21 protein-coding genes are annotated in these 23,170 nt (G+C 71.0%); 13 read left to right on the forward strand and 8 right to left on the reverse strand.

Annotation, left to right across the window (positions count from 1 at the left end; all coding sequences use genetic code 11):
• Positions 1-54 precede the first annotated feature (54 nt).
• The 6 genes from FHU34_RS15340 to urtE all read left to right on the forward strand — a co-directional run bounded on the left by FHU34_RS15340 (position 55) and on the right by urtE (position 6,399).
• On the forward strand, positions 55-1,137 hold the full coding sequence (locus tag FHU34_RS15340) for a substrate-binding domain-containing protein (protein ID WP_145780989.1): 1,083 nt from the start codon (positions 55-57) through the stop codon (positions 1,135-1,137).
• 409 nt (positions 1,138-1,546) lie between these two features.
• Positions 1,547-2,791, forward strand: coding sequence for an urea ABC transporter substrate-binding protein (gene urtA / locus FHU34_RS15345; RefSeq protein WP_145780991.1), 1,245 nt, complete (start codon positions 1,547-1,549; stop codon positions 2,789-2,791).
• 74 nt (positions 2,792-2,865) lie between these two features.
• Positions 2,866-3,753: an urea ABC transporter permease subunit UrtB gene (gene urtB / locus FHU34_RS15350; protein WP_145780993.1), complete on the forward strand. Its 888-nt coding sequence runs from the start codon at positions 2,866-2,868 to the stop codon at positions 3,751-3,753.
• Positions 3,750-4,934: an urea ABC transporter permease subunit UrtC gene (gene urtC / locus FHU34_RS15355; protein WP_145780995.1), complete on the forward strand. Its 1,185-nt coding sequence runs from the start codon at positions 3,750-3,752 to the stop codon at positions 4,932-4,934. The genes urtB and urtC overlap by 4 nt, the downstream gene beginning before the upstream one ends.
• Entirely contained in the window at positions 4,931-5,707 is a 777-nt protein-coding gene (gene urtD / locus FHU34_RS15360) for an urea ABC transporter ATP-binding protein UrtD (RefSeq protein WP_145780997.1), read from the forward strand. The genes urtC and urtD overlap by 4 nt, the downstream gene beginning before the upstream one ends.
• Positions 5,707-6,399 (forward strand): urea ABC transporter ATP-binding subunit UrtE, encoded by a 693-nt coding sequence (urtE, locus tag FHU34_RS15365; RefSeq protein ID WP_145780999.1) that lies wholly within the window; start codon positions 5,707-5,709, stop codon positions 6,397-6,399. Before urtD ends, urtE begins: the two co-directional genes overlap by 1 nt.
• Before the next feature lie 15 nt (positions 6,400-6,414).
• Here the strand turns inward: urtE and FHU34_RS15370 are convergent, their stop codons facing one another.
• Positions 6,415-7,449, reverse strand: a complete 1,035-nt coding sequence (locus FHU34_RS15370; RefSeq protein ID WP_145781001.1) for a LacI family DNA-binding transcriptional regulator — start codon at positions 7,447-7,449, stop codon at positions 6,415-6,417.
• 133 nt (positions 7,450-7,582) lie between these two features.
• Here FHU34_RS15370 and FHU34_RS15375 point away from each other — a divergent pair, with 133 nt between their 5' ends.
• The 5 genes from FHU34_RS15375 to FHU34_RS15395 all read left to right on the forward strand — a co-directional run bounded on the left by FHU34_RS15375 (position 7,583) and on the right by FHU34_RS15395 (position 12,934).
• A complete protein-coding gene (locus FHU34_RS15375) occupies positions 7,583-8,530 on the forward strand; it encodes a LamG-like jellyroll fold domain-containing protein (RefSeq protein WP_208745006.1) in 948 nt (315 codons plus the stop codon).
• Positions 8,531-8,567: 37 nt separating this feature from the next.
• Positions 8,568-10,655, forward strand: a complete 2,088-nt coding sequence (locus tag FHU34_RS15380; RefSeq protein WP_145781005.1) for a PQQ-dependent sugar dehydrogenase — start codon at positions 8,568-8,570, stop codon at positions 10,653-10,655.
• 203 nt (positions 10,656-10,858) lie between these two features.
• Positions 10,859-11,329 carry a molybdenum cofactor biosysynthesis protein gene (locus FHU34_RS15385; RefSeq protein ID WP_145781008.1) on the forward strand — a complete coding sequence of 157 codons (471 nt, stop codon included), beginning with the start codon at positions 10,859-10,861 and terminating at the stop codon, positions 11,327-11,329.
• 94 nt (positions 11,330-11,423) lie between these two features.
• Complete coding sequence (locus tag FHU34_RS15390; protein WP_145781010.1) at positions 11,424-12,122, forward strand: nucleotidyltransferase domain-containing protein; 699 nt, start codon at positions 11,424-11,426, stop codon at positions 12,120-12,122.
• Positions 12,123-12,142: 20 nt separating this feature from the next.
• Positions 12,143-12,934 carry a nucleotidyltransferase domain-containing protein gene (locus FHU34_RS15395; protein ID WP_280116512.1) on the forward strand — a complete coding sequence of 264 codons (792 nt, stop codon included), beginning with the start codon at positions 12,143-12,145 and terminating at the stop codon, positions 12,932-12,934.
• Here the strand turns inward: FHU34_RS15395 and FHU34_RS15400 are convergent.
• The 4 genes from FHU34_RS15400 to FHU34_RS15415 form a co-directional block, all read right to left on the reverse strand.
• Positions 12,921-13,298 carry a nuclear transport factor 2 family protein gene (locus FHU34_RS15400; protein ID WP_145781014.1) on the reverse strand — a complete coding sequence of 126 codons (378 nt, stop codon included), beginning with the start codon at positions 13,296-13,298 and terminating at the stop codon, positions 12,921-12,923. The two genes, FHU34_RS15395 and FHU34_RS15400, sit on opposite strands and share 14 nt — an antisense overlap.
• Before the next feature lie 102 nt (positions 13,299-13,400).
• Positions 13,401-13,820 (reverse strand): ATP-binding protein, encoded by a 420-nt coding sequence (locus tag FHU34_RS15405; protein ID WP_145781017.1) that lies wholly within the window; start codon positions 13,818-13,820, stop codon positions 13,401-13,403.
• Between the two features lie 212 nt (positions 13,821-14,032).
• The gene (locus FHU34_RS15410) at positions 14,033-14,869 is read right to left on the reverse strand and encodes an oxidoreductase (RefSeq protein WP_145781019.1); all 837 of its coding nucleotides are present in this window, start codon (positions 14,867-14,869) and stop codon (positions 14,033-14,035) included.
• 31 nt (positions 14,870-14,900) lie between these two features.
• Positions 14,901-15,233, reverse strand: a complete 333-nt coding sequence (locus tag FHU34_RS15415; RefSeq protein WP_145781021.1) for a nuclear transport factor 2 family protein — start codon at positions 15,231-15,233, stop codon at positions 14,901-14,903.
• Positions 15,234-15,413: 180 nt separating this feature from the next.
• Between FHU34_RS15415 and FHU34_RS15420 the strand changes: the two genes are divergently transcribed.
• A complete protein-coding gene (locus FHU34_RS15420; protein ID WP_145781023.1) occupies positions 15,414-15,800 on the forward strand; it encodes a DUF2267 domain-containing protein in 387 nt (128 codons plus the stop codon).
• A gap of 46 nt (positions 15,801-15,846) precedes the next feature.
• Here the strand turns inward: FHU34_RS15420 and FHU34_RS15425 are convergent, their stop codons facing one another.
• Positions 15,847-18,681 (reverse strand): ricin-type beta-trefoil lectin domain protein, encoded by a 2,835-nt coding sequence (locus FHU34_RS15425; RefSeq protein ID WP_145781025.1) that lies wholly within the window; start codon positions 18,679-18,681, stop codon positions 15,847-15,849.
• A 317-nt stretch (positions 18,682-18,998) separates the two neighbouring features.
• Here FHU34_RS15425 and FHU34_RS15430 point away from each other — a divergent pair, with 317 nt between their 5' ends.
• Positions 18,999-19,829: a nucleotidyltransferase domain-containing protein gene (locus tag FHU34_RS15430; RefSeq protein ID WP_244311687.1), complete on the forward strand. Its 831-nt coding sequence runs from the start codon at positions 18,999-19,001 to the stop codon at positions 19,827-19,829.
• Here the strand turns inward: FHU34_RS15430 and FHU34_RS15435 are convergent.
• Positions 19,786-21,180, reverse strand: a complete 1,395-nt coding sequence (locus FHU34_RS15435) for an FAD-dependent oxidoreductase (protein WP_145781027.1) — start codon at positions 21,178-21,180, stop codon at positions 19,786-19,788. The two genes, FHU34_RS15430 and FHU34_RS15435, sit on opposite strands and share 44 nt — an antisense overlap.
• Before the next feature lie 230 nt (positions 21,181-21,410).
• Complete coding sequence (locus tag FHU34_RS15440; RefSeq protein ID WP_145781029.1) at positions 21,411-23,063, reverse strand: DivIVA domain-containing protein; 1,653 nt, start codon at positions 23,061-23,063, stop codon at positions 21,411-21,413.
• Positions 23,064-23,170: the final 107 nt, after the last annotated feature.

Here is a 23,170-nt window from a genome sequence, read left to right on the forward strand (position 1 = left end):
CCCGGTCCGTGGTGAGCTCTGGCCTTCCGTCGTGGGTCGGGCAATCATGTGCTCATGTCCGCTCCGGCACCGCCGTGGCTGACCGTCGACAGTGCCGTGGTCAGCATCGCGCTGGTCTATCCCATGCGCGGGCCGGGCGGGATGTTCGGCCCCACCTGTGAACTGTGCGCGCAGCTCGCGGTGGAGGAGATCAACAGCTGTGGCGGCGTGCTGGGTCGTGAGCTGCGGCTGGTGCCGGTCGACGGCGGTGCGCCTCCGGCCGAGGTGGCCGCCGAGGTCGAGGCGTTGGTGTCGGTGGGGGCCGTGCAGGGGGTGACGGGGTGGCACATCTCGTCGGTGCGCCAGGCGCTGGCGCCCCGTGTCGCGCACCGGGTGCCGTACGTCTACACCGCACTCTACGAGGGCGGTGAGCGTACCGAAGGGGTCTTCCTGACCAGCGAGACGCCGGACGCCCAACTGTGGCCCGCGATGCGGCTGCTCGCAGGAGAGCAGCGGGTGCGTCGTTGGTTCGTGGTCGGCAACGACTACGTCTGGCCCCGCCGGACGGCGCGGGCGGCCCAGCGGTACGCGGTGCGCGGCGGCGGGCAGGTGGTGGGCCAGCACTTCCTGCCGTTGGACGCGCACGACTTCGGCGAGGTGTTGCGGCGCATCGAGCACAGCGACGCGGACGCGGTGCTGATGTTGCTGGTCGGTGCGGACGCGGTGCGGTTCAACCGGGCGTTCGCCCGCTCCGGGCTGGACCAGCGCTGCCTGCGCCTGAGCACGCTGATGGACGAGAACATGTTGCTGGCCAGCGGTGCCGGCGCGACGCGGCGGTTGTACAGCACAGCGGGTTTCTTCGCCGGTCTGGTGACCCAGGAGAACCTGGACTTCCACGGCGACTTCGCCCGCCGCTTCGGGGTGGAGGCGCCGCCGTTGGGCAGCCTGGGGGAGTCCTGCTACGAGGGCGTGATGCTGCTCGCCGCGCTGATCGGTCAGGCCCGCACCCTCGACGTACGGGCCATCGAGACGGCAGCGGACACCGTGGCGTACCACGGGCCGCGCGGACGGTTGCGGCTGCGGGGTCGGCACGTCCGTCAGCGCATCTATCTTGCCGAGGCCGACGGGCTCGACTTCACAGTGCTCGCCCAGCTCTGAGTCGGCCCGCCCGGACCCTTGACAGCCGCACCCGACCCGGACCTAAAATACTTCCTGTGTGAAGGATCTGCCCTCGGGGTCGGATTCCGCCAATGCGCGTCCCCGGTCGGTGAAATCGTCTCCCGACCATTGTGGTGACTCTTTTTCCCAGCCTCTCTGAACGGCCGTAACCGTTTCTCCGACGGTGCCGGCCGTTTTTTCGTGTGCGCCCGGCTGGCGGCGCGGAAACAGTCAATTAAGGACCGGGAAACACTTGCGCAATGATGCCGGTCGACGCTTTCGGTGCCCATATCCGAGTCGATGCCCCGGGCCGACGTCCACCCGTCTGACCGGCATCGCCCACGTCAGCTCCACCGGACCGCACCGACCGTCCTTTCGCCACTTCCTCAGTGCACCGCAGGGAGAGTAGATGTCACTGTTCCCCGGCCGCCGCATCCTGGCGGGTGCCATGACCCTTGTCGCCGCGGCCGCGTTGACCGCGTGCGGCAGCAAGACCACCGACGCGGGCACCGCGTCCGGCGTCACCGCCGACGTCTCCGGCGACACCGTCAAGGTGGGCCTGCTCAACTCGCTCTCCGGCACCATGGCGATCAGCGAGGTCACCGTCCGCGACTCCATCATGCTCGCCGTCGAGGAGATCAACGCCGCCGGCGGCGTCCTCGGCAAGAAGATCCAACCGGTCGGTGAGGACGGTGCCTCCGACTGGCCCACCTTCGCCGAGAAGGCCGAGAAGCTCATCTCCGAGGACCGGGTCGCCGCCGTCTTCGGCTGCTGGACGTCGGCCAGCCGCAAGGCCGTCAAGCCGGTGTTCGAGAAGAACAAGGCGCTGCTGTTCTACCCCGTGCAGTACGAGGGGCTCGAACAGTCTCCCTACATCTTCTACACCGGTGCGACGACCAACCAGCAGATCGTTCCCGGCCTCGACTACCTCAAGGCGCAGGGTGTCAAGTCGGTCTATCTGGTTGGCAGCGACTACGTCTTTCCCCGCACCGCCAACAAAATCATCAAGGCGTACGCGACCGCGAACGGGATGACAGTTCTCGGTGAGGACTACGCGCCGCTCGGATCCACCGAGTTCGGCACCATCGTCAACAAGGTCAAGTCGTCCGGGGCCGCCGCCGTTTTCAACACGCTCAACGGCGACAGCAACGTGGCGTTCTTCAAGGAGTACAAGTCCGCCGGCCTGACCGCCGCCGCCATGCCCGTGGTGTCGGTGTCGATCGCCGAGGAGGAGGTCAAGGGCATCGGCACCCAGTACCTGGAGGGGCAGCTGACCGCCTGGAACTACTACCAGACCACCCCCGGGGCGGCGAACTCGAAGTTCGTGGCCGCGTACAAGGCGAAGTACGGCGCGGACAAGCCGACCAGCGACCCGATGGAGGCCGCGTACGTCGCCGTGTACCTGTGGAAGGCGATGGTCGAGAAGGCCGGCGCCTTCGACGTGGAGAAGGTCCGCGGCGCGTCCGACGGGATCACCTTCGACGCGCCGGAGGGCCTGGTCACTGTGGACGGCAAGACCCAGCACATCGCCAAGACCGCCCGGATCGGCAAGATCGGCGCGGACGGTCTGATCACCGAGGTGTGGAACTCCGGCAAGCCTGTCGTACCGGACCCGTACCTCAAGACCTATCCGTGGGCGAGCGGCCTGAGCTGACGACGCCGGCCCGGGCGGGGCGTGTTGCCGCGCGCCCCACCCGGGCCACCCGACCAGCAGTTCGGAGACCCACAGTGACAGTCCTCTTCGGTCAACTCTTCACCGGTATCAGCATCGGCGCGGTGCTGCTGCTCATCGCGCTCGGCCTCGCGCTGACCTTCGGCCAGATGAACGTGATCAACATGGCCCACGGTGAGTTCATCATGGCCGGCGCGTACACCACCTACGTCCTCCAGCAGAGCATCACCGGGGCCGGCTGGTCGCTGGTGGTCGCGCTGCCGGTGGCATTCGTGGTCGCCGGCACCATGGGCGCGCTCCTGGAGCTGCTGCTCATCCGCCGGCTGTACGCCCGACCGCTGGACACCCTGCTGGTCACCTGGGGTGTGTCCCTGATGCTGCAACAGCTGGCCCGGGACATCTTCGGCAGCCCGAACGTGCAGACCCGCGCGCCGGAGTTGCTGACCGGCAACGTGGCGCTCCCCGGTGGGCTGACCATCGCCAACAACCGGCTGTTCATCCTGGCCCTCGCGCTGGCCGCCGTCGCGGCCCTCACGCTGGCGCTGCGGCTCACCCCACTCGGGCGTCGCATCCGCGCGGTGGTGCAGAACCGGGACCTCGCCGCGGTGTCCGGCATCGCCACCTCCCGGGTCGACCGGACGACCTTCTTCGTCGGGTCCGGGCTGGCCGGGCTCGCCGGTGTGGCGCTGACCCTGCTCGGCCCGATCGGCCCGACGATGGGCACCAACCTGATCATCGATGCCTTCCTGGTCGTCGTGGTCGGCGGGATCGGCCAGCTCAAGGGCAGCGTGATCGTTGCCTTCGCCCTCGGTGTCCTCCAGGCCACCGGGGAGTACCTCACCACCCTCAGCGTCGCCAAGGTGATCGTGTTCGTGGCGATCGTCGCGTTCCTCCAGTGGCGGCCACAGGGCCTGTTCACCCTGCGGACCAGGAGCCTCGCATGACCGCCGTCACCCCCGCGCCGCCCAGCACCGCCGTCCGCCCCGCGCCCGCCGGCGCCGCACCACCGAACCCGCCGCGAAGGCGATCGCGGCTGCGCGCGGCGGCCGGCTTCGCGTTCGGGGCGGCGCTGCTGTTCGCCGTCGCGCCCCTGGTGCTGTCGGACTTCCGGCTGTCCCTGCTCGCCAAGTACCTCTGCGTCGCCATGGTCGCCGTCGGCATCGGGATCGCCTGGGGCCGGGGCGGCATGCTCACCCTCGGCCAGGGAGTCTTCTTCGGCCTCGGCGGCTACGCGATGGCCATGCACCTCAAGCTCGCCGACGCGGGCCCGGGCGGGATGCCCGACTTCATGCAGCTGTACGGGCAACTCGACGAACTGCCGCTGTGGTGGCGACCGTTCGCCAGCCCGTGGTTCGCGCTGCCCGCGACAGTGCTGCTGCCGATGGCGGTCGCCTTCGGGCTGGGCTCGCTGGTCTTCCGCCGCCGCGTCCGGGGCGCGTACTTCGCCATCCTCAGCCAGGCGCTCGCCGCCGCGATGGTGATCCTGTTGATCGGCCAGCAGGGCACCACCGGTGGCACCAACGGCCTCACCGACATCAAGGGCTTCTTCGGGTACGACCTGGACGACCCGGTCAACCAGCGGATGGTCTACTTCGTCATCGCCGGAACCCTGTTGGCGTTGCTCGCGCTGGCCCGTCAGCTCATCCACAGTCGTTACGGCGAGCTGCTGGTGGCGGTCCGCGACGGTGAGGAACGGGTCCGCTTCCTCGGCTACGACCCGGCGTCGGTCAAACTCGTGGCGTACGTGGTCGCGGCCGGGATGGCCGGGCTGGCCGGAGCGCTGTTCGTGCCGGCCGTGGGCATCATCTCGCCCGCGCTGATCGGCATCGTCCCGTCGATCGAGTTCGTCATCGGCGTCGCGGTGGGCGGCCGGGCCACCCTGCTCGGCCCGGTGCTCGGCGCGGTGGCGGTGGCCTGGGCGCGTACCGCCCTCTCGGAACGGTTCCCGGGCACCTGGACGTACCTCCAGGGTTTGCTCTTCGTGGTCGTGGTGGCGTTCCTCCCCGGCGGCCTGGCGTCGCTGTGGGCGCTGGCCCGCCGCCGTGACGGCAGCGCCACACCAGCGCGGCGTTGGTGGTCCCCACCGGGCCGACGACGCGCCGAGCGGGAGGTGACAACGGCATGAGCGGCGACCGGTTGGACGGGTTGTCCGTCCGTGACGTGCGGGTCAGCTTCGACGGTTTCACCGCCGTGGACGGCGTGTCCCTGGAGGTGCCCGCCGGTGACATCCGGTTCCTGATCGGGCCGAACGGGGCCGGCAAGACCACCCTCGTGGACGCGATCACCGGCCTGGTCCGGGCCACCGGCTCGGTCCGTTTCGGTGACGACGAGCTGTTGGGGCGCCCGGTGCACCGGATCAGTCGCCTGGGCATCGGGCGGACGTTCCAGACGTCGGCGGTCTTCGAGGAGCTGTCGGTGTTGCAGAACCTCGACATCGCGGCGGGCGCCCGGCGCGGGTGGGCGACACTGGCCCGCCGTCGGCGGGGTGTCCCCGACGACGTGGCGGCCGCGCTGGAGACCATCGGGCTGGTCGACCGGGCCGACCACCTTGCCGGAACGCTCGCGCACGGTCAGAAGCAGTGGCTGGAGATCGGGATGCTGCTGGTGCAGGACGCGCGGCTGCTGCTGCTCGACGAGCCGGTCGCCGGCATGAGCCACGAGGAACGCGACGCCACCGGGTCGCTGCTGGAGACGGTGAGCCGGGACCGCACGGTGGTCGTGATCGAGCACGACATGGACTTCCTGCGCCGGTTCGCGCGCAGCGTCACGGTGCTGCACGCCGGGCGGGTGCTCAGCGAGGGCACTGTGGCGCAGGTCCAGGCGGACCCGCGCGTGCAGGAGGTCTACCTTGGCCACCCGGTCGACGCCGGGTCGGCCCGTACCGGCCTGGAGGCATGATGCTGACGTTGCGTGCGGTGCACGCCGGGTACGGGCGCTCTCGGGTGCTGCACGGCGTCGACCTGGCCGTCCCGCCGGACGGGGTCGCCGCGGTGCTCGGGCACAACGGCGCCGGCAAGAGCACACTGCTGCGGGTCGCCGCCGGGCTGCTGCGCCCGAGCGCCGGTACCGTCGAGCTGGACGGTGAGGACGTCACCCGCCTCGGGCCGCACGAGCGGGTGGCGCGGGGAATGGCGTACGTCCCGCAGGGCCAGCAGTGCTTCCCACACCTGACCGCCGCGGAGAATCTGCGTCTGGTCGCCGACGGCCGGCGCGACGGCACGGTGGCCACCGCCGAGGTGCTGGACCTGTTCCCAGCGTTGCGTCCGCTGCTGCGGCGTCGGGCCGGGCTGCTCTCCGGAGGCCAGCGCCAGCAACTGGCCATCGCCCGCGCTCTGATCACCCGGCCGAGACTGCTGATGCTCGACGAGCCGACCGAGGGCATCCAACCGTCGGTGGTCGCGGAGATCCAGGAACGGATCGTCGAGCTGACCCGGCAGTCCGGGTTCAGCGTGCTGCTCGTGGAACAGCACCTGGGTTTCGCGCTGCGTGTGGCGGACCGCTACCAGGTGCTGGAATCCGGCCGGGTCACCTCGCACGGCGACGGGGGTGTCACGGCGGAACGGGAGGTCCGGGCGGCCCTGGCGGTGTGAGTTGGCGTCGACCGGTCAGATCCTCGGGGCCGGGCCGGTCGAGTCGCGGACGACAAGCAGGTGCCCGGTGGGGCGTCGGCGGGGGCGTGTCGAGCGGGGCTTGAGGGCCAGACCGAGTGCGGTACGGCCCATCTCGGTCATCGGCAGGCGGATGGTGGTGAGGCTGGGCGCGAGGTCGGCCGCCACGGACACGTCGTCGAAGCCGACGACGGACATCCGCGCGGGCACCGGCACCCGGCGCGACCGCAGCGTCGACAACACGCCCATGGCCATCGCGTCGTTGAGCGCGACGATCGCTGTCGTCTCCGGGTGCTCGCTGAGGATCTGCTCGGCTGCCGCCCGACCACCACCGCGGGTGAAGTCGCTGTGCACCACGGCGAGATCGTCCGGGGACCGCCCGCGCTGCCGCACTGCCGACGACACTCCGGCCAGCCGGTCGGCGACAGTGGTGAGACCGGCGCTGCCCGCGGCGACAGCGATCCGCCGATGGCCGAGATCCATCAGGTGCTGGGCGAGCGCGTGACCGCCGGCCTCGTTGTCCGGCAGGACGGCGTCGATGCCGAGCGCGTGCCGTCCGATGGCCGCGGCCCGCCCGCCATGGTCCTGGAACGCGGCCAGCTCGGCACGGGCGGCCACCTCCGTGCGGGGGTCGTCGTAGCCCGACCCGCTGATCAGGACGATGCCGACCCGCTGGGCGATCAGGTGCCGTAGCTGCTGCAACTCGTAGCCGGGGTCGCGGCCGGACTGGCAGATCTGCACCAGAAGCCCCTGTTCGGCGGCGAACTGGATGACTCCGGCGGAGATCTCGGCGAAGTACGGATCGTCGATCTGGTGGACGATCAGCCCCACTGTCGAGCTGGCCCCGCTGGCCAGCGTGCGGGCGTACGGGTTGGCGACGTATCCCAGGTCGTGTGCGATCTGCCGGATCCGGTCGGCCACCTCGGCGCTGACGCCCTCGCGGCCGGCGAGGGCCCGGGACGCGGTCGCCAGCGAGACGGCGGCGTGTTCCGCGACGTCCACGAGGCGCGGCCGCTGGCTGGCCCTGGGCATCGGCAACCCTCCGAGAACATTCATGCCACCCGATCTATTGCGAGCGACATTCATCGAAGCCTAGGGTACGTAAGCGCTTACGTAAGCGCTTACGTGACCGGCATCCGGCATGCCGCGAAACGAGGTGACAGCGATGTCCAGGGCCCGACGAGCCGCCGTCTCCCTCCTGGCGATCGGCGCACTGACCGGCGCCGGGGCGCCACCGGCGCAGGCGGAGCGCACCATCTCGCACGACGTCCACCCGGCGCTGCGCGCGCACCTGGTCGCCGCGTACGACTTCGACCACCCGGTGCTCGGCGACCCCGCGCTGGAACGCGACCAGGGCCGGTCCGGCACCGAGATCGAGCTGATCAACGGCGGGGCCGCCATGCGGGTGCCCGACCGTGCCTACCGGGGCAGCCGCAACGCGCTACAGACCCGGCAGGTTGACCCGGCCGTGGCCGGCAACGACGACTGGAAGGCCGGCACCTGGTCGGCAAGCGGAGTGCGGACCCTGCGCGCCTTCAGCGGCACGGCGGGCACCAGCGTGCTGGGCTGGTTCAAGCTCAACATGGACAGCCCGCTGCCCAACTCCACGACCGCCGACCCGGACGACCGGTACAACGCCATCGGGCTGGCCGGGGTGCTGACCGGCGACTCCGACGGCCACGGCGTCCGGGCCCTGCTGGAGCTGATCGACGTCGACGGGCAACTGCGCCTGGTCGCGCTCGGGCGGCGACTCGACGGCGGCAACTCGCAGACCTTCGCCGCCAACAGCGACTGGCGCGAGCTGCTGCCGGTGGGGGAGTGGGTGCACCTCGCTGCCACCTTCGACTTCGACACCGGCGCCCTCGCCCTCTACCGCAACGGCGAACCGGTGGACGGCTTCTACACCCGCACCGACGACCCGTGGCTGGTGTCCGGGCCCGGCCCACACGTAACCACCGCCTCCGACCCCCGTGGCATCAAGATCGGCGGGAGCTTCCCCCAGAACACCGCCGAACGTAACCCCTGTGACTGCCGCATGGACGGCCTGATGTTCCTCGACAACGTGGTCTCCGCGAGCGACGTGCGGAGGCAGTATCGCCACCTGGCCCGCTGACCACCCTCGGCACCGTCCCACCGAGAAGGAGACACGCGTGCTCAACCCCCACCGCCGTCGATCCGGGCTGACCGCTGGCCTCACCGCCCTCGCGCTGGTCCTGTCCACACTGCTCGCGCCACCCGCCCGGGCCGTCGACGCCGTCGACGACCCGATCCCCGAGATGCCGATCCAGTCCCGGATCGGGCTGGTCCTCAGCGAGTACGCCAGCCTCCCGCAGTCGTACCCCACTCCGGCCCCGACCGATCCGCGGCTCATGCGGACCGCCCGGATCAACACCGTCATGGAGCTGCCCGACGGCTCGGGCCGGCGGGCGGTGCCCGACCTCAACGGCAACCTCTACCTGGTCGAGAACGGCGTGCCGCACGTCTACCTGGACGTGGCCGCGACGTTCGCGCCGCAGTTCTTCTCCGGCCGGGGTCTGGGCCAGGGCTTCGGGTACGTCGCGTTCCACCCGGAGTTCGGCGTCAACGGCCGGTTCTACACCATCCACACCGAGTTGGCCTCGACGACGACCACCACACCGGACTTCGCCCAGCCCAACACGCTCTTCCACGGCGTCATCACCGAATGGACGGCTACCGATCCGGCCGCTCCGACCTTCGCCGGCACCCACCGTGAGGTGCTGCGCATCGGCTTCGGCGGCCAGGTGCACGGCATCCAGGAGATCAACTTCAACCCCACGGCCAAGCGTCACGACCGCGACTACGGCCTGCTCTACCTCGCGGTCGGCGACGGCGGCCAGGGCGCCCGCAACACCGACCCGCAGAACCTGGCCCTCCCGCACGGCAAACTGCTGCGGATCGACCCCCGGGGCACCAACTCGGCCAACGGGCGCTACGGCATCCCACCCGGGAACCCGTTCGTCGGCACCGCCAGGGCGCTCGGCGAGATCTACGCCCTGGGCTTCCGCGACCCGCACCGGTTCAGCTGGGATCGGGCCACCGGCCGCATGTACCTCGGGCACATCGGTGAGCACGCCGTCGAAGCGATCTACGAGGTCCGCGCCGGCGACAACTTCGGCTGGAGCGAGCGCGAGGGCTCCTTCGTCTTCGACAAGTCGGCCACGAGCCCCTGTGACCGACTGCTGCCATTGCCCGCCGACGATGACAGGTACGGCTACACGTACCCCGTCGCCGCGTACGACCACGACCCCGCCGCGGGCTGGAACTGCACCGACGACGTCGGCGTCGCGGTGGCCGGCGGCTTCGTCTACCGGGGACGGACGCTGCCCGCGCTGCGCGGCAAGTACGTCTTCGGTGACCTGGTCGACGGTCGGGTGCTCTACACCGAGGCGAACGAGATGCGGCGCGGCCGTGGCCTGGCCCCGATCCACCAACTCGCGCTCTTCGACGCCGCCGGCAACGCGGTCCGGATGCGGGACCTCTCCGGGCCGGGCGCCCCCGGCGACCCCAACCGGGTGGACCTGCGCTTCGGCACCGACGCCGCCGGTGAGCTCTACCTGGTCGCCAAGGCCAACGGGAAGATCTGGAAGGTGACCGGCACTCGGGAGTTCGCCAGCGGCGACGTCGGCGACACCACGGTGCGCCGCACCGCCGGAGCCGCGAACTGGGCGCCGGTGACCCCGTCGAAGTGGCAGTTCACAGGCGACCAGGTCATCCTGGCCGAGGCCGGGGAGAGCCGGCCGGGCCCGCGCCGGCCGTTCGAGTACGCCGTGCTGACCGCCGGCCCGGCGTGGTCGTCGGTGCAGGTCGACGCTCGGGTACGCCTCGACACACCGGTGGAGGTCACCAACCGCGACGTGATCGTCGTCTTCGGCTGGCGCTCGGACACCGAGTTCTACTACGCCCACCTCTCCACCGACAACACCATCTACCCGCACAACGGCATCTTCAAGGTGAACAACGCCGACCGGGAGCGCATCGACCACCAGTGGAACGGTCGGTCACGGGGCGCCAACCCGGCGATCACCGATGCCGACTGGCACCGGGTCCGGGTGGTGCACCTGCCGTCCACCGGCGAGATCGGCGTCTACGTCGACGGGCACAAGGACCCGCTGCTGACCGCGAAGGACACCACCTTCGGCTCCGGGCGGGTGGGCTTCGGCTCGTTCGACAACGTGGGTCGGCTGCGCAACCTCACCGTCACCGGCACACCAGCCTGAACCGAGTCGCGGTTGGGCCTGCCCAGGTCGATGTGCTGTCGAGCGGTATACCTCAGAGTCATGAATATGACTCTGAGGTATACCGCTCGCTACCGCACCCGCCCCCACTGAGGTGACCGACGGTCACCGCCCGCCGCGTACGACGGCCCGGTCGTCCGTCGACCTGCCTCGCGGGACCCTGTCCGCTTCGTACAATTCCTGCCATGCCGGAGATCGTCGAGTTGCTGGCCTCGCCCGTGCACCGCTTTCTGGGCCGGCCCGCCGACGGCCCGGCGCCGGCGCCGCCCGGTGAGGTGGTCGACACGGTCCGGATCCGGGCCGGCCTCGGCATCGTCGGCGACCGGTACTTCGGCCAGCAGGCACACCGCGACGCCAGCGTCACGGTCATCGCCCAAGAGTCGCTGCCGGTCGGCATCGGTCTGGCCGAGGTCCGCCGCAACATCCTCACCACCGGGATAGCCGTGGACGAGTTGATCGGCAGGGTGCTGGTGCTGGACTCCGGGGACGGCCCGGTCAGCCTGCGGGTCAACCGGGCGGCCCGGCCCTGCGCCTGGATGGACGTCACCGTCGGACCGGGCACGTGGAAGGCATTGCGCACCACTGGCGGCATCCGCTGCACCCCACTCAACGACGGCACCCTGCGCGTCGGGCCGATCGAGGCCGTCGTCACCTGAGGAAAGGATTCGACGGCAGCGGTCCGCGACAGGCATGGTGTGCCGCGGACACCGTCGTTCGGGCGGTGGACGCAAGCGCGCGGGGGAGGCGTCAATGACACACGTGCTGACGGATCAGCTGGTCGACGACCGGACGATCCTGCAGGTGGTGGTGGGATCCCGCGCCTTCGGCCTGTCCGGCGCGACGTCGGACACCGACCGACGCGGGGTGTACGCCCTGCCGGCCTCGGCGTTCTGGGGGCTGCGCAAGCCCGCGTGGCATCACGACGGGCCCCTCCCGGAGCAGGTGCGGTGGGAGGTGGAGCGGGTCTGCGTGCTGGGGTTGGCGGCGAACCCCACAGTCCTGGAAGTGCTGCACTCTCCGCTGGTCGAGAGGTGCACCCCGCTGGGGGAGGAGTTGCTGGCTCTCGCGCCGGCCTTCCTGTCCCGGCGCGTGGCGGACACCTACCTGCGGTACGCCACGGCCCAGTTCGGCAAGGCTGAACGCGGGATCGCCCGCTCCGGCATGCCGGTGTGGCGGCACGTGACGCACCTGATCCGGCTGCTGGCCGCCGGGGGCGATCTGGTCCGTACCGGCCGTCTGGTGCTGGACGTGGGTGCCGACCGGGACCGTCTGCTGGCGGTCAAGGCCGGTGAGGTGCCCTGGGACGACGTCGTCGCCTGGCGGGATCGGCTGGTGAGCCGGATGGCGGCCGACCTCCCCACCAGCCCGTTGCCGGACCGACCCGATGAGGCGAGGGTCGAGCGGTGGTTGGTCTCGGTCCGGGACCGCTCGCTGCGGTGTGCGGCGTGACCGCCTGGGAGGGTGCCGGTCTGCCGGGCGGCGTCGACCTGACGGGCATCGTCGCCGACCAGCCGTACCCGATGGTGTTCGCCACCGTCTCCGGAGCGCACCTGTACGGGTTCCCGTCCGTCGACTCGGATGTCGACCTGCGCGGCGCACACCTGCTTCCGGTGCGGGACCTGGTCGGGCTGGCGCAGCCGACCGAGACGCAGACGGTCATGACCGACCGCGACGGCGTGGAACTGGACCTGGTCACTCACGACCTGCGCAAGTTCGTGCGGCTGATGCTCCGTCGCAACGGCTACGTGCTCGAACAGTTGCTGTCACCGCTGGTGGTGCACACCTCCGCGGCACACTCGGCGTTGGTCGGGTTGGCGCCGTCGGTGCTGACCCGTCACCACGCTCACCACTACCGTGGCTTCGCCGCCACGCAGCGGCGGCTGTTCGACAGGACCGGCGAACTGAAACCCCTGCTGTACACCTTCCGGGCGCTGCTCACCGGCGTCCACCTGATGCGGAGCGGTCGGGTTCTGGCTCACCTGCCGAGCCTGCTCGAAGCTGAACCGGCGCCGACGTACCTTCCCGACCTGATCGCGGCGAAGCAAGCCGCCGAACACGGCGGGCTCGGCGACGCCGTGGCCGGCCCGGTCCTCGACCGTGACCTGGCCGAGTTGGCGTCGCGGCTCGACCAGGCGCACCACGAGACCCGGCTGCCCGAGCAACCCGACGGGCTGGCCCAGCTCAACGAGCTGGTGGTGACGGCCCGGCTGTCCGACCGGGTGAGCCGCGCGCTGGCGGAGACCGGGGTCAGACCGGGCTGATGTGCGCGGCGAGGACCCGCCAGCCGTGCGGGTCGTCGTGGATCCAGGTGCGGGTGTAGCGCAGGCGAGCCGCGAACGGCGCCCCGTCGACGGTCCCGGCCACCCGACCCAGGAAGAACGTCACCCCGGTCGACCCGACGACGAGAAGGTCCAGCTCCTCCTCGACCAGCTCCCGTACCACCGAGCGGCGCTCCCGGTGTGCCGTCAGGTCGTCCTGCTTGGTGTACGTACGGCCGTCCGGGCCGACGCAGATCAGTTGGTCGACAAGTAACTGGTCGAGGGCGTCGGCGTCGCCGGCCCGTTGGGCGGCCTGCAGGGTGCGCTCGGCGTCGAGCAGCTCTGCCTCGCGTGCGCTGTCCGGCATTGTGGCGTCCTCCCGGTCGGTTCGCCCCGGTTCCAGTCGGACCGGTCTGTCGGCATTGTGGCAGCTCCCCTGGCCGGGGAGGGAGTGGATCGCCGCCGGCGTTCACAGGGTCAGGCGAATCCGTACGACGGTCTCCCCGGCCCTGGTGAACACGGCGACCTCGTCGCAGATCTGCTCCACGATCGCCAGCCCACGACCCCGTACCGCGTCGGTGGCCGGCATGCTGCGGCCGAACGTCCGCGTCGGGCCCTGGTCGACGACGTCGCAGATCAGGTGGCCCGCCTCGGCCCAGAGCAGGACCCGGCCGCCGCCGGTGGTGTGCTGCAACGTGTTGGAGGCCAGCTCGCTGACCGCCAGCGTCAACACCTCCACCCGGTGCGGCGGCAGCCCCCGGGCCAGCGCGGCGGCGCTGACGAACGCGCGTAGAGCCCGCACGTCGGTCGCCACCTGGTACGTCATGGTGTCTGCGAACTGGGCGGGGACGCTCTGCTCGATCACGGTGTCCCGTCGTTCGGCCGGCATCAGCCCTCCGGTCCGGGGTCGCCGGTCAGCGCCACCACGATCGGGCCGGTCAGCGTGGACGTGCGAGCCCCGAAGTGCGCCATCGGACAGCAGCAACCCTTCTCGTGCCGAAGCCGTTGTCGCCACATCATGTCATCCGCGGTGCCGCGCCCGTTCGTCCGTTCGGCGGTCGATCACCTGCGGGCCGGCCCGAAACGTCGTCGGTCCGGTACTCAGGGGGCCGCGTCGAAGGCGACGGACTCGCTCAGCGACCGCCACCGCGCGTCGGACGTCGCGAGGGCCTCGGCGGCTGCCGAGGCGGCCGCTACCGCGTCGGTGCCGAGCAGCAACCGCAGGGGCGGGTCGTCGACAGTGGTGATCCGGATGATCGCCTGGGCGGCACGTACCGGGTCGCCCGGCTGGTTGCCGCTGCCCCGACGCAGCCGCTGCACGGCCGGGTCGATGACCGGGCGGTACGGTTCGCTGATCGGCAGCTCACTCATCGACGAGCCGGCCCAGTCGGTGCGCAGCCCGCCCGGCTCGACGCTGGTGATCCGGATTCCGAACGCCGCGACCTCCCTGGCGAGCACGCCGGAGAAGCCGCTGACCGCCCACTTGGCGGCCTGGTACGCCCCCAGACCGGTGCTGGCGACCCGACTACCGACGCTGGAGATCTGCACGATGTGCCCCCGCCCCTGCTCCCGCATCGTCGGCAGCGCCGCGCGGGACAGGTTGACCACCCCGTAGAAGTTCGCGTCGATCTGCGCGCGGAAGTCCTCCTCCGAGATGTCCTCGATCGCGGCGACGTCGGCGTACCCGGCGTTGTTCACCAGAACGTCCAGACGACCGAACCCGTCCACTGCAGTGCGGACCGCGTCGCGGGCGGCGGCCGGGTCGGTGACGTCGAGAGCTATCGGCTGGACCTGATCGCCGTACTGGTCGCTGAGGGCATTCAGCTGGCTGGGGTTCCGTGCGGTGGCTACCAGTTGGTCGCCGTCGGCCAGCACGGCCTCGGCGAGGGCCCGGCCGAGACCTCGGGTGCAACCGGTGATGAGCCAGACTCGCGGCACGTCGCTTCTCCCATCGGGCGATCTCCAGCGGTTACGGCCGGATGTCCAGGGCACCGATCAGGCCGTCGCGCAGAGTGAACCGGTACCGCAGCTCGATCGGGCTGCCGGGGAAGTCGCCGGAGACCCGGGTGAGAGCCAGGTAGGAGTCACCCGCCTGCGACGTCACACGGACCGGCTCGGCGGTGTACGAGTAGGCGTCCATCGTCTTCTGCCGCCACGCGCGGATCGAGGCCCGCCCGTCGTACAGCCGGTCCTCGTCGGCGACACTCGCGGTGTCCGCGAAGCAGGCGACGAAGGCGTCCAGGTCCCGGTCGTTGACGGCCCGGAAGTACCTGTCGATCACGTCGGGTAGGTCGACGGCCATCTGCTCCTCCTGCGGCACGGGCCGCCGTCGGCAGCCGTCGGGTTCCCGGTCCGACCTCACCGTACGAGACGGGAACGGTGCCGCGCGGAGCAACAACCAGAACGATCCCGCTACGGCTGCCGGGGGTTTGCCGTCGGAGGGCCCGGGTAGCCACGCGATTCCGGGACGAAGGGCGGGGACATGGCCGAGCTGGGGTTCGTCGACAAGGTCGCGGCACGGGCGGGGGTTCCGCCGGAGCAGGCGCGCCCACTGACCGAGGCTGTTCTGCGGACCCTCACCGAGCGGCTCAGCGGCGGTGAGGCGGGAGCGTTGGCCCCGCACCTGGCCGACGAGCTGAGCCCGCTGTTGGTCAAGGCCGCCGAGCCACCGGAGGCGTTCGGCTTCGACGAGTTCCTGCGCCGGGTCGCCGACCGGGCCGGGATCGACCGCCCGGCCGCCGAGCGGGGCACCCGGGCGGTGCTCCAGACGATGCACCGGGTGGTCGGGCATCGCGAGTTCGAGGACGCGCTGGCCCAACTCCCGGCGGATCTTCGGGCGCTGGCGCAGCCGCTGCCGCACGGCCCCTGAGACGGGAGCGGGGCCGGACCGGTCACCCGGTCCGGCCCCTCCGTTGTCAGGTGGCGTTGACCACCCACTTCTGGTGGGCGGCCCCGGTGTTGGTGCCGATCTGAATCTGCGTGCCGTCGGCGGTGGCACCGCCGGCGGCCTGGAGGACCTTGCCCGACTGCGGGTTGCGCAGCGACCCGTCGGACTGCGGCTGCCACACCTGCGAACCGGTGCCGTTGCAGGTCCACAGCTGCACCTTCGTGCCGTCGGCGGTGCCCGCGTTGTCCACGTCCAGGCACTTGCCCAGAGCGCGGTACGTGTCGCCGACGCGGCTCCACAACTGCGCGGCGGTGTTGTTGCAGGTCCACAGCTGCACCTTGGTGCCGTCGGCGGTGCCCGCGTTGTCGACGTCCAGGCACTTGCCGCCGACGCCGGTGATGCTGCCCGGCGTGCCGGCGGCGCTCGCGTACACCTCCAGCTCGTAGATCCGCGCGGCCGTGTCGGTCGTACTGGTCGGCGCGGTGATCGCCAACCGGACGTGACGGGTGCCCGGCGCGACCAGGTTGTGGGTGGTGGTGCTCGCCGTGTTGCCGGTCACCGTGGCGCGGGTGGTCCAGGTCGTGCCGTCGGCGCTGGACGCGATGGTGAAGTCGCGGGTGTTCCAGGCGGGATCCTCACCGCCGGCCCCGGCGTGCTTGACCACGACCCGGTTCACCGTGTGGCTGGCGCCCAGGTCCACCTGGAGGTACCTGTTGGTGCCCTTCGAGCACCACTTGTCGCTGTTGCCGCCGGTCACGCTGCCGTTGACGGCCTTGGCCGGGCTCTCGCTGGTGGAGCAGGAGCTGTCCGCGACGGCCGGCTTGTTGAGCGCCAGGTTGGTCCCGTCACTGGGCGGCGGGGTGACGCCCGGGATGGCGTTGAGCGTGTACCACGCCTCGGTGCTCCACAGTGACTGGCCGTTGGTGGAGGTGAACGGACGTGGCGAGCGCAGGTGGACCACGTGGCCCGCCTTGCGACCGGCGACCGCCAGGTTGACCTTCTTGCCGTCCGACGAGAGGGTGGCCGAGGTGACGGTCAGCGTCTCCTCGTCGATCTTCGGGCCGCCGTAGTTCGAGGTCGCCACGTACCTCCACTGCTTGATCTTGTAACGCGCGGCGAGGTCGGCGGCGGTCTCCGTCGACACGGGCTGGGTGTACTCCACCTCGAAGCCGGCGGTGGTGGCCCGCATGGCGAGCATCTCGAACGTCGTGGTGCTGTTCGGGGTGAGCTTCTGCAGGCCGTACGACAGCTTGCCGGTCTGGCCCCAGTTGCCGCCCGCGCCGAGCCCACCGACGTAGATCGCGCCGTCCGGGCCGATGTTGACCTCGGAGACACCCGCCTCCAGGCCCTGGGTGAGCCGGAACAGGGCGCCCTGGTACTCGCCGTTGACCTTTTCCACGTTGGCGCGCTGGAGGCCGCCGTACGTCACGTCGCCGATGACGAACTGGCCGGCGTACCGTCCGCTGGTCAGGTACAGCGGAGTGCTGGGAGAGTTGGCGATCTCGTTCTGCGGCATCCACAGCACCGGCGGGGTGACCGCTGCGGTGTCGAACGGGCCGGCCGGGTTGGTGTAGTGGTTGAAGAACCGGCCCTGCTTGATGTGCACGAGCTTCGACGAGGGCAGCCAACCACCCTGGTTGTCGGTGACGAAGATGCCGCCCTCCGGGCCCCACCCGATGCCGTGCGGGGTACGCAGACCACCGGCGACGTAGCTGATCGCGCCGGTGTCCTTGTTGACTTTGAGGGTGGTGCCCCGGTTGGTGGCGGGCTGCGGGTTGGTGGTGGCGCCGCCGGAGTTGATCGACACCGACAGGTTCAGGTAGAAGAATCCGTCGGCGTAGAGCAGGCCGAAGGCGAACTCGTGGAAGTTGCCCCCGTACGGCCAGGTGGCGACCGTCTCCAGCCGCTCGGCCACCTCGTCGCCGCCGGTGTTGACCAGCCGGGTCAGCCGCTGCTTCTCCGAGACGTAGACCACCCCGTCGACGACCTTCAGCCCCATCGGCTCCTTCAGCCCACCGGCGATCTTCTTGGTGGTCACGGCACCCGGAGTGGTCGCGCCGCCGGTGTTGCCGAGGATCCAGACCTCACCGTCCTGGGAGGTGCCGGACTGGTCGCTGCCGCCCCAGGTGGAGACGACCAGTCGGCCGTCGGCCAGCCAGTCCATCCCGGTGACCTTCGGCTGGAACCCGCTGGGCCGCAGGTTGGTCAGCGTGTAACCGGGATGCACCCCGGTCAGCGGCAGGCCGTCGCCGGGAGTGTCGGCGATGCCCTCGCACTCCTTGCGGCCCGGCGCGGTCACCCGCACCACGCCGGCGTCGGTGCTCAGCGCCGAGTTCGGTACGACCACGAAGGACGACGAACCGGGCGTCTTCCACTCCAGGGTGATCTGCTGCCCACCCCCTCGCTCGAAATGGTCGATGCGCAGCGCGTGCAACCCGGCGGTGAGGGTGACGGTGCCCTCCTTGGGTGGGGTCGCGCCGTGCAACCCGTCGTGGTTGATCACCACGGTGTTGTCGATCGCCAGCTTGGAACCGTCGTCGCTGCTGAGCCGGAACGTGTAGCTGCCGGCCTGGGTGGTGGTGATGTTGCCGAGCACCTGCGAGACGAAGTTGTCCTCGAAGCCGAAGTCGGCCGCCGAGGTCCAGTTGATCGTGGACATCAGCTTGTCCACGTTGGGGGTCTGCGCCGGCTTGAGGGTGCAGATCTCGGAGAGCGGCACCTGCACGTCGAAGACGCGAAGCGTGACGCCCGGTTCCTGTGCGGGGGCAGCGGCGGCCGGAGCGGCCCAGGCGCTGGCGGTGAGAACGAGTGCGAGCGTACCCAGGACGGGTGTGCGGAGTCGGCGTAGCAGGGGTGTGCCCATCGTTCCTCCAGGAGGCGGTGGAGTGTCCGGCGGCCGGGCGTGGAGCAGCGGTGAGGGAGGCCGTCGGCCCGGTGCCGTAACGTCCTCGACGCCGACGAGTGACGTTGCGGAAACACCGGCTGGATGGATCGAGACATTAAGGTGTTTCGATTGAGGTGTCCATGGCTTCGCCTCGATTCATCAAAAGTTGCTGATGTCCGTGCGAAAGTTCGTGGTGGTTGACACGGAATGCCCGATGCGGTGGTCCGTATCCGGTGCGTGCGTCGCGGGTCGGACCCGGCGTCGGGCCGCTGCCGTCCGCGCGCCAGGATGGGCACGTGGACTCCGACCTCCAGCGCTACCTCGACGACCTGGTCGCCACCGCCCGGGGCGTGCTTGGGGCCGACCTGGCCGGCGCGTACGCGGCCGGCTCGGTGGGGCTCGGCGCCTACCAACCCGGCCGCAGCGACGTGGACGTGGCGCTGGTCAGCGCCGGGCCGCTCACCGAGGCAGTCAAACGGGAGGTGGTGGCGCGGCTGCGGCACGAGGCGCTGCCCTGTCCGGCACGAGGACTGGAGCTGGTGGTCTACGACCGGGCGGTGGCCGCGTCCGGAACACCGGAGCCCGGCTTCGAGGTCGAACTGAACACGGGTGCCGCCATGCCGTTCCGGTGCACAGTCGACCCGGCCGAACGACCGGCCGCCGACGGACGCTTCTGGTACGGGTTGGACCGCAGCATCCTGCGCCAGAGCGGGCTTCCGCTGCTCGGTCCGCCGGCCGGGGAGGTCTTCGCCGACCTCACGGCGGCCGACCTGCGTCGGCTGCTCGTCGAGGCGCTGTCCTGGTGGCTCGCCCTGCCGACACCGCCGGACGACCAGCCCGCGCCCGGCGCCGAGGACGCGGTGCTCGGCGCCTGCCGGTCCCTGGTGCGGCACCGCGACGGCGTCTGGCTCGCCAAGGTCGCGGCCGCTCAGCGGCTGGTCGACGCCGGTGAGCGGGCCGAGGTGATCCACCGCGCGATCGCCGCACGCCACGGCGGGCCGCCACCGACCGGCGCGCAGGCCCGCGCCTTCCAGCAACGGGTACGCGACGAGATCGCCGGACAGCCGGCCGTCGAGCTGGTGGTCAGCGGACCGGACGGGACTGCAACGAGGCGAAGAGCAGGTTGAGACCCTCGGTCATCGTCGGATGGGTGATGACTGCGTCGCGCAGAGCGGTCCACGGCATCCCGGCGAGCATGGCCAACTGCACCGACGTGATCACCTCGCCGGCCTCGGGCCCGAGCAGCGCCGCGCCGAGGATCCGGTCGGTGCCGGTGTCGACGACCGCCTTCCACATGCCCTGGGTCTGACGCAGGGTGCGTGCCCGGGGGATCGCGGCGACCGGTAGGCGGGCGACCTCGACGTCGTACCCGGCGCGACGCGCCTCGGTCTCGGTGAGCCCGACCCGGGCCAGCTCCGGGGTGGTGAAGACGGTGTACGGGACGAGCCGGTCGGCGGTGCTGCGCTGCCCACCCGCGAGGTTCGCCCGGATGATCCGGTAGTCGTCCAACGAGACGTGGGTGAACTGCGGGCTGCCGGCGACGTCTCCGGCCGCCCAGGTGCGCTCGGCGGTGGTGCGCAGGTGCTCGTCGACCTCCACGAAGCCCCGCTCGCTGAGGCGTACGCCGGCCAAATCCAGGTCGAGCCCGTCGGTGACCGGTTCCCGACCGGCGGCCACCAGCACGTCGTCCCCGGTCACCAGGCTGCCGTCGTCGAGCGTCACCCGGATCGTGCCGTCGACGTCCCGGTCGACCCGGGCCACCGCGACACCCACCCGTACGTCGATGCCGTCGTCGACGAAGACCCGCATCACCGCGTCACTGACGTCGGGATCCTCGCGGGTGAGCAGCCGCGGCCCGCCCTCGACCAGCGTCACCGCGCTGCCGAACGACGCGAACATCTGCGCGAACTCCACCCCGACGGTGCCACCGCCGAGCACCACCAGCCGCGCCGGAAGCCGATCCAGGCGCAGCAGGGTGTCGCTGGTCAACACCCCCGCCTCGGCCATCCCGGGCACCGAGGGCAGGTGCGGACGCGTACCCGTGTTGATCACCACGTCCGCGCCACGCAGCAGCCGCTCGCCGCCGTCGGCGAGCGACACCCGCACGGTCCGGGGGCCGACGAACCGGGCCTCGCCGATCACCAGGTGCAGGCCGGAGTCGAGGAACTGCTGCCGGTTGGCGGCCACCATCCCCTCGACCACGTCCTGCTTGTGCGCCCGCAGCAGATCGACGTCGACCTGGCCGCCCTGCACCACCAGGCCGAGCGCGCCCGCGTCGCGCAGGTGGCGGGCCGCCCGGGCGCTGGTCACCAGCGCCTTCGTCGGGATGCACGCGACGTTGATGCAGCTGCCGCCGATCATGCCGCGTTCGACCATGGCGACCCGCTGCCCGGACCGGGCGACGTCCATGCTCAACGTCTTGCCGGCCTTACCGCCGCCCACGACGAGCAGGTCGAACTCCTCCGGTCGGTCGGTCACCGACTGCTCCTCTCGGCCGCCGGGCAGGCCGGCGCACGCCGCTGGTGCGCGGTCCGGGCGCGTCGCCGTCGTGCTGCGTGACGGCCTGCCAAGCCTGCCAGGTCGGCCGATCCCGGCGACCCGGTTCCGCGCAGAAACCGCCCTCCCACCTTGATCAAGTGATGAAAAGTAGGTCTTCCGGTCCTCTCCGGCCTACTTTTCATCACTTGATCACCGCCCGTGTCCCCAGGTCAGTGCCGGGCGGCGCCGTTCTCGCTGACCGGCTGCCCAAAGGCAAGGAACGGCACGGGCGTCGGTGCGTCCGCATTGATGTGCCGGGGGAAGGTCGGCTCGGTGTCGTCGGTGCTGACCTCCCGCGCCGTCGTCGGTACGCCACCCTGCTCGCCGTTCACGTGCTCGCCGTTCACGTGCTCGCCGTTCACGTGCTCGCCGTTCACCTGGTCGGCTGGAGCATGGTCCGCGGAGCTGCCGCTCTCCGCCGGGGCCGGGTCGACAGGCGCGTGGACAGGAGTGACGCGATCGGCGTCCGCCTCGCTCGCCGTGGGTCGGTCCACGGTGAGCCGCTCGACCCCCGCCCGCTCGGGAGCGGGTCGGTCGGTGCCGGAACGGGAACCCACCATCGGGTACTCGGCGGTTTCCGTCCCGCCGGCAGCCGCGGCCATGACCGCGGCGGCGGCGAGGTCGGCCACCCGCTTCGCCTCCCGTTGCACCCGGGCGCGAACCTCCTTGGCGTGTCGCTCGGCGGAGTCCCCGGCCCGCCGGGCCTCCTCCAACCGGGTGCTCTCGGCGGTGAGGTCCCGGCGGACCTCGCTGAGGCGCTGCTGCATCCGCGACAGCTCGTCCTCCAGCGTCTCGCCCTCCTGGCGGATCTCGGCGAGCTGCTGGCGGGCGGTGTCCAGCTCGGCGTTCAGCTCAGTGGACTCCTGCTGGCGCTCCGCGATCTCCTGCTGAAGGGCGGTGAGCTGCTCCTGGTGGATCGCGGCCTGCTCGTCGGCGCGGTTACGCAGCTCCGTCACGTGCTGCTGCGCCTCGGCCAACAGCGCGGCGATCTGCTGCTCGGTCGCGCTGCTCTGCTCGGCGAGTTCCTGCTCGGCGGCGGCCTGCTGCTCGGCGATGTCCCGCTCGGCGGCGGTCCGCCGTTCGTTGACCTCCCGCTCCACGCTGGCCTGCCACTGGGCCATCTCCTGCTGGTTCTTCGCCCGGGCCGACTGGAGTTCCTGCTGGATCTGGGTGCGGGCTGACTTCATCAGCGCGTCGGCGGCGACCCGGGTCTGGTTGAGCTGCTGCGCGCTCTGCTCGGTGATCCGCTTCGCCTCGTGCTGGGCGCGCTCGTGCGCCGCCTCACCGTCGGCGCGCAACTGCTCCGCGTGCTCGCGGATCGCTGTCAACTCGGCCTCGGCCAGCGTGCGCCGCTCCTCGTGCGCCTGCTCCTGCTCCGCCCGCCGGGTCGCCAACTCCTCGGCCAGATCCTGACGTGCCTGCGCCGCGCGTTCCCTGGTGTCGGCGAGGATCTGCTCCGCTTCGCTGCGCAGCTCGTTCGCGCGGTCGGTGGCCGATTCAGTGATCATGGTGGCCTGCTTGTCGGCGAGAGCCATGATCTCGGCGACCATCGGGCCCAGGTCGTGGATCGTCGCGCGGTCCACCTGCACCGGTTTCTCCTGAAGGTCGGCTAGTTCGGTCCGTAGGCGCTCCACCTCGGCGGTCAACTCGCGGACGCGGACGGCGGAGCGCCCGTGCTCCCCACTGAGCATCGCGATCTGGCCGTCGAGCTGCTCCAGGTGCCGGTCCACCTGGCGTTTGTCGTAGCCGCGCAGGGTGACATCGAAGTCCGGCCGTGAGGCCGCATCGTCGCGTCCTGCGCGCGACTCGGCGCCGATGGACATGCACCATCCTCCGTACGATTCGGGGGCGTGAGGGTCGGCGGTCGCCTGCCCCGCGGGCCGTCAGTGTGGCGCAACGCTACCGCCGAGCCGACCTGATGCGAAGTCCC

Origin of the sequence: Micromonospora taraxaci, from assembly GCF_007830095.1 — a bacterium.
GTDB lineage: Bacteria > Actinomycetota > Actinomycetes > Mycobacteriales > Micromonosporaceae > Micromonospora > Micromonospora taraxaci.